Raw genomic sequence first — 12,063 nt, forward strand, 5'->3', positions numbered from 1 at the left:
AACTGTTTCGACTAGAGGAGGCAGATGGGTGAGTGAGTTAGTAGAGGTGAACGAAAAAGGACATATGGTGTTTGCAGGACGTGACGTGGTTGAACTCGCACAAACGTTTCAAACGCCTTTATTTGTTTATAATGTTGAGAAAATTCGGAAGAATGCTAAAGCTTTTGTTGACGGTTTTAAGTCATTAGGCGTAAAAGCACAAGTCGCTTATGCGAGTAAGGCCTTTAGTTCAGTAGCCATGTTACAAGTGGCAAAGCAAGAAGGGTTAAGTTTAGATGTCGTATCACAAGGTGAGCTTTATACCGCGATGAAAGCTGGTTTTCCTATGGAAAAGGTTCATCTTCACGGTAACAACAAAAGTCGCGAGGAATTAAAGATGGCTTTGGAGCAACGCATTGGTTGTATTGTTATTGATAACTTTCACGATATTGCGCTATTAAAAGAATTGCTTGTTGACTATGATGGAACAATGGATGTGTTACTAAGGGTGACGCCTGGTATTGAGGCTCATACTCACGATTATATCTTGACAGGGAATGAAGATTCAAAATTTGGGTTTGATTTAAAAAATCAAGCGAAACAAGCGTACGATCAAATTAAACAAATCGATCGATTACATTTAAAAGGGTTGCATTGCCATATTGGGTCACAAATATTTGAAACAGATGGATTTATTATGGCGGTTAAACGCTTATATGAAGTCTTAGTCGCGTGGCATGTACAAGATGGTTTTGAAGCAACGGTTCTTAATTTAGGTGGGGGTTTCGGTATTCGTTATACGGATGAAGATGAGCCATTACCACTTGATGACTATGTCAGTGCACTTGTTGACGAAGTAACGAAGGAAGCTCATGCGCATGGGTTATCCCTACCAGAAATTTGGATTGAACCTGGTCGTGCGATCGTAGGTGATACTGCGATTACATTATATGAAGTCGGTTCTAAAAAAGAAATTCCTAATGTAAGAAATTATGTCGCTGTTGACGGGGGTATGACGGATAATATCAGACCAGCTCTCTATCAAGCTAAATATGACGCAATTATTGCTAACAAAGCCCATGCACCTAAAACGTATCCATGTTCAATCGCAGGTAAATGCTGTGAATCTGGTGATATGTTGATTTATGATACTTTATTGCCAGAAGTAACACCAGGTGATATACTAGCAGTATTTAGTACAGGTGCGTACGGATACTCGATGGCTAGTCATTATAATCGCTTTACCAAGCCAGCGGTTGTTTTTGTTGAAGACGGTGAAGCTAAGTTGGTAGTGAAACGAGAAACGTATGCAGATGTGACACAAAATGATTTATCATATGAATAATGGAGGAAATGTACATGGCTAAACAAGCAACAATTACGTTTGAAAATGGTGAAAAAATCATCATCGATTTATTTGAAGAGGCAGCGCCAAAGACAGTTGAAAACTTTGAAACGCTTGCTAATAAAGGGTTTTATGACGGCGTTGTTTTCCACCGCGTCATTCCGGGATTTGTCGCGCAAGGTGGCGACCCAACAGGAACTGGCATGGGTGGTCCTGGTTACACAATTAAATGTGAAACAGCAGGTAACCCACATAAACACGTCGCTGGTTCATTATCAATGGCACATGCTGGGAAAGATACAGGGGGTAGCCAGTTCTTCTTAGTACATGAACCACAACCACATTTAGACGGGGTACACACAGTCTTTGGTCAAGTCAAAGAAGGCATGGATGTTGTTTTACGCATTAAACAAGGAGACGTTATGGAGAAAGTTGTCGTAGCGGAAGTTTAATTGAATGAATCGTCCACTCAGACGTTAAAGACCTTTAGGTCTAGTAAGGAGTTATTATGTTAATACGGTTTAAAAAAACAATGGAAAAAATCGCTATGGGATTATTATCGTTTACGCCTGAAGAGAAGGATGTTAAAAAACTTCAAGAAACGATTAAAAACTATAGTGAGAATCAGGATGAGGTACTCTTTCTTTGGAAAGAAGCTGAAGATATGATTGGGGCCATTGGTGTACATGTTGACGATGATCAAAAACAAATCATGATCCAACATGTGAGTGTAAACCCTTCGCATCGCGATAATGGCATTGGCCAACAAATGGTACAAGCTTTGTGTCAGCGCTATGAGTCGTATGAAGTTGTTGGTAACGAACTAACAGATGACTTTTTAAGTAAATGTAAATAGACGTGTAAAATACCACAGAATTGACTGTGGTATTTTACTGTTTACCTTTATATGTAACGCATCAATCAATGTAAAAATGACATACATAAAAAATAAAAGACATAGCGGTAAGTAAGAGTGAAGACTAACATGGATAGAAGGTGAGGTGACATGATGAGGCACGTGTATAAAGTGGAAACAGATTTATTCGAAGGACCACTGGATTTGTTGCTGCATCTCATCAACAAACTAGAGATTGACGTCTATGAGTTACCGGTAAGTGAAGTGACCCGGCAATATATGACGTATATTCATACGATGCAAGAGTTAGAATTAAATATTGCCAGCGAATACTTAGTGATGGCGGCAACATTACTTCAAATTAAAAGTGCGATGTTATTACCTAACCCGACACTCGAAGATGAAGGTGATTATGACGAAGGGGAAGACCCAAAAGAAGCGTTAATTGAACGGTTAATGGAATACCGTAAATATAAAGAAGTGGCAAGTGATTTAGAAGAACGTCAAACAGAGCATAAAGAAAGTTATACGCGACCGCCGCTAAAGGTTGAGGTAAAAGAGCAAGATACGGTTATCGAACAAAAAGGGTCCATCTATGATATGTTGAAGGCGATGCAAAAAGTCTTTGACCGCAAAAAGTGGACGCGACCTATGACGCGAACGATTGAGAAGATGGATGTCCCGATTAGAAAAAGAATGGAACAAGTGCTTGATGTCGTTGACCAGGCACCGAATGGTGTACCCTTTGATGATTTATTTCCTTACCCATCTAAAAGTCACATGGTTGTTACCTTTATGGCTATGCTTGAATTAATGAAAGAAAAGGAAATTTATTGTGTGCAACACACAACGTTTGATGAACTATTACTATTTCGATGGAGGCAAGCTGATGAATGAGCAACAATTAACCGGTATTATAGAAAGTTTACTGTTTGTCTCAGGGTCTGATGGCTTAAGTGTGAGGCAAGTCAAAACAATTCTAGAAATAGACGAAGACAAAGCGGTGAGTATGTTAAAGAAACTTCAAACAGCGTACCAAGATGAAAGTCGAGGGATTCAGTTAATCGAAGCAGAAAACGCCTATTATTTAACGACTAAAAAAGACCATGCGGACTACTTACAGTCGCTTGTGGCGAGTAACAAACATAACAAATTATCACAAGCAAGTCTTGAGACTTTGGCTATTATCGCTTACAATCAACCGATTACTCGATTAGAAATTGAAGAAGTTCGGGGAGTTAAAAGCGACCGGCCGGTTCAGACGTTATTGTCTCGAGGGCTTATTGAAGAAGCGGGAAAAAAAGAAACGATTGGTCGTCCGCACTTATATAAAACGACGCTCGATTTTTTGACGTATTTCGGCTTGAAATCGATTGAAGAATTACCCGCTTTGACGGATCAGTTAGATGATTTAGATTTTAGTGATGAGTTAGATTTATTTTTTACTGACCCAGGCAGTGATTCTAACGAATAGGTTATGATGCCCTCTTTATTGACATATGTTTAATTAAGTAGTCAAAAAGAGGTGAAGCTGATTGGAAAAAATACGGCAACGTGGTCTAGTATTACTCATACTGAGCATCATTATTTATACGGCGAGTATGACACCGGTTCAGGCTTTTTCATTTGAGAAAGCGGTCGTGTTGAATGGTTTAACGGGTGATGTGCTGTATGAAAAGCAAGCGTATGAAGCGAGTCGCGTGGCGAGTTTAACTAAGATCATGACCGCTGTGGTTGCTTTAGAATATGGACAATTATCTGATACAACCACGGTTAGTCAAGCGGCTAGTGAGATGACAGGGTCTAGTGTCTATTTAAAAGTAGGTCAACATGTCACGTTGGAAGAATTACTCTATGCGCTCATGTTGCGCAGTGGAAATGATGCGAGTATGGCGATTGCTGAAATGATTGGTGGAAGTGAAGCAGGTTTTGTTTTCTTAATGAATCAGAAAGCACGCATGTTAGGGTTACACCAATCTACTTTTAAAAACCCTCACGGTTTAGATGAAGAAAATCACGTCTCAAGTGCTTATGACTTAGCGGTTTTAACGCGTCATGCCCTCACGTTTCCTGATTTCATTAATATTACGAGTGAAAGAGTCTATCAATCGAAGGTGAGTACGTATCCGTGGTTGCATAAGCACAAACTGGTCAAGTACCAATATGCGCAAACCATTCTCGGTAAAACCGGTTATACAACACTAGCTGGTCGTACGTTAATGACCGTGTTTCGTAAAGATCAACACCCTGTAATTGTTGTCACGTTAAATGCACCGAATGATTGGGCAGACCATCAATCATTGATGAGACAAGTAACGATCCCTAAAGAACCAGACGTTTTCCCGTACTTAGGTGTCAGCCTATGTCCATGATTTGGCTTGTCTTTATTTTGTTAGGAATCAGTTCGCTTTTATTCACACAACAGACCGATGTATTAACGATGCTTATGATTGAGAGCGCAAAAGATACCGCGATGCTTAGTGCGCATTTACTTGTGTTGATGATGTTTTGGTTAGGTTTTATGAAGATTGCCGAAGCCGGCGATCTTATACAATTATTGACTCGACTCATGAAGCGTCCTCTTATGTGGCTATTTTCATCGGTGGATCAAAACAGTCAAGCTTTTAGCTATATCGCCAGCAATATTTGTTTTAATATGCTCGGATTAGGTAATGCGGCAACGCCATTTGGCCTAAAAGCTATGCAGTTACTAAAAGGGAATAATCAAGCAATGACGACGCTTGTTATTTTAAATACCTCCGGTTTAGCGCTCTATCCTACAAACTTAATTGCGTTGCGGCTCGCCTTTGACTCACGTGAAGCGAGTGTGATTATTTTACCAGTGTTAATCACAAGTTTTATTACGACCGTTAGTGCTATTATTTTATTGCGCGTGACTTTTAACGCGCGCCATAAGTGGGTGAAGCAATGACGATCGCTCGTTATATTTTACCTGGTCTAGTTTTCATCATTGTTTGTCGGGCCATCTATAAAAAACTGCCTGCGATTGACTTATTTGTTGAAGGGATAAATGAGGCCATCACCTTAATGAAACAACTATTTCCGCGCTTATTAGCGCTTATTTTTTCGGTCAAATTATTGCTTTACTCTGACGTGTTTGGTTGGATAAAAACCGGGCTTAATACCATTACTCACGAACAAATCTCAGGTGAGTTATGGCCATTATTATTAATCAAGCCTCTATCTGGTTCAGCTTCGCTTGCGATTACAGAAGATATTTTTTCGCGTTTCGGGCCAGATTCTTCTCTTGGTTTAATCGCATCAGTCATGCAAGGAGCCACCGATACAACGCTATACATTGTGACGGTGTATTTCGGTGCAGTCGGGATTAAACATGTGAAAACAGCATTAAAGGTTGGACTAATGGCTGACTTTATTGGTATAATGACGGCGGTATTTATAGCAAAATGGTTTTTCTCCTTATGAAACAGTTGTGAATCAGTCAATAATTTGAGAGAATAGAACATAATAAGATTTGACGGTTTCATTGATGACTCGGTGCTATTTGATACAAGTTAGATGAAACTCAGTACGTCCGAATGATAAATATTAAAAAAATGCATGTAAGATGAAGGGTGAAAACATGGAACAACATAAAGAACGGTTACAGAAGGTGATTGCACACAGTGGCGTCACATCAAGAAGAAAAGCAGAAGCAATGATTGAAGAAGGTCGTGTTAAAGTCAATGGTGAAACGGTGACGACGTTAGGTGTGAAAGTGACACCAAGTGATCGTGTAGAAGTTGACGGTGTCCAGTTAACAAAAGAAACACGCGTGTATTATTTACTTTATAAGCCGCGCGGGGTTATTTCAGCCGTCACCGATGATAAAGGAAGAAAAGTAGTGACGGATTTATTGCCATTTGTTGAACAACGGGTCTATCCGGTCGGTCGCTTAGATTATGATACATCTGGTTTATTATTGCTGACAAACGACGGGGAATTGGCCCAGTTAATGATGCACCCAAGTTATGAGATGGATAAAGTATACGTCGCGAAGATAAAAGGGGTACCAACGAAATCTGAATTACAACAATTTAAGCGCGGTATTAAATCAGAAGGTGATGTATTAAAAGCCGTGAGTGCAAATATTATCTCAATCAACAAAGAAAAACAACAATCCATCATTGAAGTGACGTTACACGAAGGTAAAAACAGACAAGTCAGACGTATGTTTGAAGCGTTAAATTATCAAGTGATGAAGTTAAAACGTGAACGTTATGGCTTCCTTGACTTACGCGGGATGACCTCTGGTGACTATAGAGAACTGTCGCCACACGAAGTAAAACAACTGCGTGCGCATGCACTTGACCAACATAAATAAACATCGGCCTGATTAATATACAGGCCTAAGTTTAACTTATTTAGATACTTTTATATTCATAAAGAAAAAAAAGGATAATAAAAGAGGGATTGGGAGACGTAAGAAAGGGGTAGTGAGATGGACACACAACAAACCATACTCGTCATTGAAGATGAAGACCGCATTCGCAAATTAATCACGATGTATTTGGGTCGGGAAGGGTTTGCGACAGCAGAAGCAGCTAATGGAAAAGATGGTTTAACATTGGCTTTAGAAAATGATTATGCTTTGATCATTCTTGATCTTATGTTACCTGAAATGGATGGCATTGAGATGTGTAAGGCACTCAGAAAAGAAAAGTCTACACCTGTCATTATGTTAACGGCAAAAGGTGAAGAAAATCATCGTATTGAGGGATTTGAAGCAGGGGCAGATGATTATGTTGTTAAGCCATTTAGCCCAAGAGAAGTAGTGCTAAGAGTCAAAGCGATGCTTAGACGCTCACCAGATGTTGATGTGGCGATGACAGAGACGACGACAAAAAACATTCTTGAATTTGAACATATGCGAATAGACCATGATGCCCATAAAGTGACGGTAAAAGGACAAGAGTTAACGCTCACGCCTAAAGAATACGAATTATTGTACTTTTTAGCGAGTCATGAGGAACGTGTTTATGACCGAGAACACCTGCTAAAAGAAGTGTGGAAATATGAGTTTTTTGGTGATCTACGTACAGTTGATACCCATGTTAAACGCTTAAGAGAAAAATTAAGCAAGATATCAAAAGAAGCGTCACAAATGATTGTAACGGTTTGGGGTGTCGGGTATAAATTCGAAGTGGATGATCACTAATGATTAAGCGAGGGCTGTCAAGAACAGCTTTGATAGGGCTTACCGCTATGTTGATGGTGTTGATCGCGGTAGCTGTATGGTTTAAACCTATTGTCACGCCACTGGTGACTAAACGCCATCTAAATGAATTAGCAGCATTTGCTCAATCAGAAGTTGCTGTAGACACATCGCTGCTTCTTCCGCATGATGTCACCGTTATCAATCCGTCATCAACGATGTTTGAACAGCTGAATTTTTCAACAGCGACAACGCTAGATTATGCTGATGAGACGTGGCTATACGTTGAATCAGATCGACTGCTGGCGATGAAACAAAGTACGGTCATTACTCAGGAGGTAGGGGTTTTACGTCACACCTTGTTAATGGTTTTGACATTTTTTTACCTTGTCGTGATAATCATTCACTGGTACAATGTTGTACGGATTAAAAAATCACTCCAACCGTTTCGCAAGCAAGCTTTAGCCTATGCTAATTACGACTTCTCTCAGCGAGTCAATAGTCGTGCACCGATAACTGATGAGTTTGCTTTAAGTTTTAACCGGATGGCGAGACAACTTGATCAACATTTAGCTCAATTAGCACAACGCAATCAGATTTTTGATTATGTTCTTAATGCGATGAGTGACGGTGTATTAGCGATAAACGTCGATAAAACCACGCTCGTATCAAATAAACAAGCCGAGCGTATGGTGAGGTTATTTAATGATGACTCGGCCCAACAACATCACGAAATCCCAGCGGAATGGGTTGACATGATTGAGAAAGTGATCGATAAGTCTTCTGTGATGACAAAAGAAGTTCTCGTTCACGGGCGCCATTATTTTTTGCTGTTTTCACCTTTGATGAAAATAGATCAGGTCGTAGGAGTTGTTATTATTTCGCGTGATATAACGGAAGAAGTTCAACTTAATGAGCTTCGTGAGTTATTTGTAGCGAATGTTTCACATGAGTTAAGAACGCCCATTTCTTTATTACAAGGCTATAGTGAAGCGATTGTTGATGGCATTACTGAAACGAAAGAAGACCAACAAGCGTTAGCGCAAGTTATTTTAGATGAGTCAGAACGAATGGGGCGTTTAGTGAATGATTTGTTGGATTTAGCTAAAATTAAATCAGGTCATATTGAGTTGAATAAAGACATGTATCCCGTTAAAGATTTTGTGGATCGCTTAATAGGGAAATTCTCACATAAGGCTGCTAATAAAGCGGTACACATCTTTAGCGAAATCGATCCATCGGTTGAAGCGTTAAACTTTGATTATGATCGAATGGAACAAGTGTTTACAAACTTGATAGACAACGCTTTACGGTATACCGAAAACGGGTCGATTACACTCGGTGTAAACAAGGTGGCAGAAGAGGTGAGTTTTGCCGTGTCAGATACTGGAGTCGGTATGGAAGCTGATAACTTACCGTTTGTATTTGAACGCTTTTATAAAGCCGACCGCTCACGCACACGCAATAAAACAGGGACCGGGCTAGGTCTTGCGATTGCTAAAGAAATTGTAGAAGCACATGGTGGGTCAATCAGTGTCAAAAGTACGATTGGAAAAGGAACAACATTTACGATTACTTTGCCGATTGTTACGGAATAAAAAATTCATAAATGGGTGTATAACAGGGAAATTGGTGAAAGTCCAATACTGTCCTCGCAACTGTAAGTAGTATCGAACGGAACATAACCACTGCGATAAACGCGGGAAGGGTTCTTAGTAGCAAGCTATAAGTCAGTAGACCTACCCTTTATTTAATTATAGACAATGCTTCGAGGATTGAGCGTTTAACCTAGAAGAACTCTAGGCGTTTAATCCTCCAAAAAATGGAGGAATTATAGATGAAAAAATGGTTGTTTAGTTTCTTAGTTGTATTAGTCATGTTGACAGGTTGTGCCAATGATGGAGAAGGGGCTTCTTCAGAAGTGACCGATCCCATTGATGTCGACATCATTATTAGTCTTGACAATGATGCAGAACGTTTAGTAGATGAGACACTCACAGTCAATGATGGTGCGAACTTACTTGAAGTGTTAACGGACGAGTATGACATCGAAAAAACGGCTGATGGTTTTATTCAATCCATCGAGGGTCATGCGCAAACGTCTTCGGCATTTTGGTTGTTTGATGTGAACGGTGCACCAAGTGAAGTCGGTGCAGGTGACGTCGAACTTAGTGACGGTGATGACATTCATTTTGATTTACATGAGTACGAAGGCTAATGAACATGTCGACGTATCGACTAACGCTCATCGCTGTTTTAGCAGCGATGGCGACCGTTGGTCGTTTCTTTTTGCAACATATACCTAATGTCCAACCTGTCACGGCTATTATTATCTTATCGGCTTTCTTTCTTGGTCCTTTTTCAGGTTTTTTACTCGCTTTTTTAACAACATATTTAACTAACCTTGCGCTTGGCATGGGGATTTGGACACTATGGCAGATTCTTGCCTGGTCTCTCATCGGTGTCATCGCAGGCTTACTCGGTAAAATAATTAAACGACGTGTCCTCGTCTATTTAACCGTCCTCGCTTTTTTTAGTGGCTTTTTATTCGGCTTCTTTTTTGCCGTCATTAACTATATTGTCTCAGGTAAGTTTCTCGGTTATTACTTATTGGGGCTACCTTTTGATTTTTACCATGCATTAAGTAATGTGTTATTTATTATCTTACTTTATCGACCATTCTCACAGCTCTTTGCCCGTGAATTTGATCGAGTTAATCAACGAAAAAAATAAACTTACATAGCATATGTAACGTTTTTAATAATATAACGACTAATTTAGGGAAACAGGGGGTCTCACTATATGAAGACCACATTTGATTATTTATATGACACATATCATAACGATGTGTATCAATACATCTTTTATTTAGTGAAGAATCATCAAGTAGCTGAAGACCTCATTCAAGAGACATTTATTAAAGTGTTAAAAGCACATAAACAGTTTCGTGGGGAGAGTAGTGAAAAGACATGGTTATTCTCGATTGCGAGACATACAGTTATGGATCATTTTAGAAAACAACAACGCGAAAAAAATAAATGGTTCGGTTTGTTTAATAAAGGGGATGATTGGCAACAAATTGAAGCGAATGACCCGCTTCCTGAAGAGTTGCTGATTCTCAGTGAAGAGCATAAAAGGCTCTATCAACAATTGGATTTATTGACACTCGATCAAAAAAACGTCATCATTTTACGTTACATTCAATCGATGTCTATTCATGATACGGCGCGTATTTTAGAATGGACAGAAAGTAAGGTGAAGACAACGCAGCACCGTGCCATTAAAAAATTACAACAATTACTGATGAATACTGAAGAGAGGTGAGGGATTTGACGACAAGAGATGACGAACGCAGAATCATAAATCAGTTAAGTGATTTTCCTCACGTACGTTCAAAACAATCGAAACAAGTGTTATATCAAAAAGTGAGTAGTAGTTTGACGCCCGAGCAACAAAGAAAATCAAAGAAGTGGATGGTCACTTTTCCAGCACTTGCGACCGTTTTTGTCTTGGCCCTTGTCTTTTTTGTATTAAAAGATCATTTGCTTCCTTCTCAAACAGAACAAGCTGTTAATGATTTAGCGCTAGAAACGGCACAAGAAGGACGTATAACCGACACAGCCAGTGAAGATGCGCCTGAAAGCCAACTACTTCGAGACGACATGATGTTGTTTAACTCAACGACGTATCAAACAAGTGACTTCTCAAATGTTCTTGGGCACCACGTAATTTTGCCAAGTGATACTGTAAACGAACAATCGAAAATTCCGGTTGTGGCGATGGATGCTTCTGTTATGTATCCTGTGCCATTAACTATTATTGACCAACAAGCTGAACCGCTCACATTTTATAACGAACAATTATCATCGTTTGATTTTAATCAACTCGGTTTAACGGCAGAAACATTTAATTTCGGGACATTCTCGCAAGAGAATCAGGCCATAACTTTATCAATCGATGCCGAAGCATCTGACATTGGAAGTTCTACTCAAGCTACGGTCTTTGAACAAACGTTACGCTACATGTTCCAAGATACTTATGAAACGGTATTCATTGAAAATACCGGTGGACAGCCCATTGAGTTAGGACCCTTTGGAGAAATTAACCGGATTGATTTTAAGGATGTAGAGAAATTGAGTTATAAATATGTGTACACGTCCTCTGGCCATAAATTTATGATACCAATTGAAGCAACATTAAATGGTGAAACATTTATTACCATAGATGAAGCACTCGTTGATATGCAAGAACCTATACCGGAATTCAATATTGAACCTGCCATCCCTGAAGGGGTGACGTATACCCTTGATTTGTCAAATGATGGAGAAATACGCTTGACTTTTGATGAACATAAGTTATTTGGTGACAATCCTGAAACAATCGATATGATTGAAGCGATTCTTATGACAGCCAAAAGTTTTGATTTTGGTCATGTCTCTATCTCGATTAAAGGTTTAGATAGTCATCAAGTAGGTCCATATTCACTCGGTGAACCTTTACCGCTTCCAGTGGCGATTAATCCAGTGAAAATAATTCAATAGCTGCTGGCGTCTCTTAACAAACTAAATTAAATCATAATAAAAAGCGTACACCACTTCGGTGTACGCTTTTTAGGTTGTATAATATTTGGTGTTGGTGAAGGGATTTTAAGTGAGATAGAGATTGCTCACTAAAATTACTCACTAGCACCTTTTTCTTTCTAAATAT

The 12,063-nt window shown here is 39.4% G+C and carries 15 protein-coding genes and 1 riboswitch; all 15 genes read left to right on the plus strand.

What is annotated here, in order from left to right; genetic code table 11:
- Positions 1-28: 28 nt before the first annotated feature.
- The 15 genes from lysA (at position 29) to BM390_RS02855 (ending at position 11,897) form a co-directional block, all read left to right on the plus strand.
- Complete coding sequence (gene lysA, locus BM390_RS02785) at positions 29-1,324, plus strand: diaminopimelate decarboxylase (protein ID WP_082394360.1); 1,296 nt, start codon at positions 29-31, stop codon at positions 1,322-1,324.
- A gap of 14 nt (positions 1,325-1,338) precedes the next feature.
- Positions 1,339-1,776 (plus strand): peptidylprolyl isomerase, encoded by a 438-nt coding sequence (locus tag BM390_RS02790; protein WP_062319253.1) that lies wholly within the window; start codon positions 1,339-1,341, stop codon positions 1,774-1,776.
- A gap of 56 nt (positions 1,777-1,832) precedes the next feature.
- Positions 1,833-2,180, plus strand: a complete 348-nt coding sequence (locus tag BM390_RS02795) for a GNAT family N-acetyltransferase (RefSeq protein WP_062319255.1) — start codon at positions 1,833-1,835, stop codon at positions 2,178-2,180.
- Positions 2,181-2,330: 150 nt separating this feature from the next.
- Positions 2,331-3,077 carry a segregation/condensation protein A gene (locus tag BM390_RS02800; RefSeq protein WP_307725278.1) on the plus strand — a complete coding sequence of 249 codons (747 nt, stop codon included), beginning with the start codon at positions 2,331-2,333 and terminating at the stop codon, positions 3,075-3,077.
- Positions 3,070-3,654, plus strand: coding sequence for an SMC-Scp complex subunit ScpB (gene scpB / locus BM390_RS02805; RefSeq protein ID WP_062319257.1), 585 nt, complete (start codon positions 3,070-3,072; stop codon positions 3,652-3,654). The genes BM390_RS02800 and scpB overlap by 8 nt, the downstream gene beginning before the upstream one ends.
- 61 nt (positions 3,655-3,715) lie before the next feature.
- Positions 3,716-4,552, plus strand: a complete 837-nt coding sequence (locus BM390_RS02810; protein WP_062319259.1) for a D-alanyl-D-alanine carboxypeptidase family protein — start codon at positions 3,716-3,718, stop codon at positions 4,550-4,552.
- On the plus strand, positions 4,543-5,112 hold the full coding sequence (locus BM390_RS02815) for a hypothetical protein (protein ID WP_062319261.1): 570 nt from the start codon (positions 4,543-4,545) through the stop codon (positions 5,110-5,112). The genes BM390_RS02810 and BM390_RS02815 overlap by 10 nt, the downstream gene beginning before the upstream one ends.
- On the plus strand, positions 5,109-5,627 hold the full coding sequence (locus BM390_RS15790) for a hypothetical protein (protein WP_089852849.1): 519 nt from the start codon (positions 5,109-5,111) through the stop codon (positions 5,625-5,627). The genes BM390_RS02815 and BM390_RS15790 overlap by 4 nt, the downstream gene beginning before the upstream one ends.
- Positions 5,628-5,784: 157 nt before the next feature.
- A complete protein-coding gene (locus BM390_RS02825) occupies positions 5,785-6,525 on the plus strand; it encodes a pseudouridine synthase (protein ID WP_062319265.1) in 741 nt (246 codons plus the stop codon).
- 117 nt (positions 6,526-6,642) lie between these two features.
- A complete protein-coding gene (locus tag BM390_RS02830; RefSeq protein ID WP_089852850.1) occupies positions 6,643-7,359 on the plus strand; it encodes a response regulator transcription factor in 717 nt (238 codons plus the stop codon).
- A complete protein-coding gene (locus BM390_RS02835; protein WP_062319267.1) occupies positions 7,359-8,954 on the plus strand; it encodes a sensor histidine kinase in 1,596 nt (531 codons plus the stop codon). The genes BM390_RS02830 and BM390_RS02835 overlap by 1 nt, the downstream gene beginning before the upstream one ends.
- Positions 8,951-9,117: riboswitch (cobalamin riboswitch) on the plus strand. It overlaps the preceding gene by 4 nt.
- Before the next feature lie 76 nt (positions 9,118-9,193).
- Positions 9,194-9,574 (plus strand): DUF4430 domain-containing protein, encoded by a 381-nt coding sequence (locus BM390_RS02840; RefSeq protein ID WP_062319269.1) that lies wholly within the window; start codon positions 9,194-9,196, stop codon positions 9,572-9,574.
- 5 nt (positions 9,575-9,579) lie between these two features.
- Positions 9,580-10,089 carry an ECF transporter S component gene (locus tag BM390_RS02845; RefSeq protein ID WP_062319437.1) on the plus strand — a complete coding sequence of 170 codons (510 nt, stop codon included), beginning with the start codon at positions 9,580-9,582 and terminating at the stop codon, positions 10,087-10,089.
- Positions 10,090-10,158: 69 nt separating this feature from the next.
- Entirely contained in the window at positions 10,159-10,680 is a 522-nt protein-coding gene (locus BM390_RS02850; RefSeq protein ID WP_062319271.1) for a sigma-70 family RNA polymerase sigma factor, read from the plus strand.
- A 5-nt stretch (positions 10,681-10,685) separates the two neighbouring features.
- Positions 10,686-11,897, plus strand: a complete 1,212-nt coding sequence (locus BM390_RS02855) for a GerMN domain-containing protein (protein ID WP_089852852.1) — start codon at positions 10,686-10,688, stop codon at positions 11,895-11,897.
- The last annotated feature ends 166 nt before the right edge of the window (positions 11,898-12,063 follow it).

This window comes from Halolactibacillus miurensis (genome assembly GCF_900116255.1).
Taxonomy (GTDB): Bacteria; Bacillota; Bacilli; order Bacillales; family Amphibacillaceae; genus Halolactibacillus; species Halolactibacillus miurensis.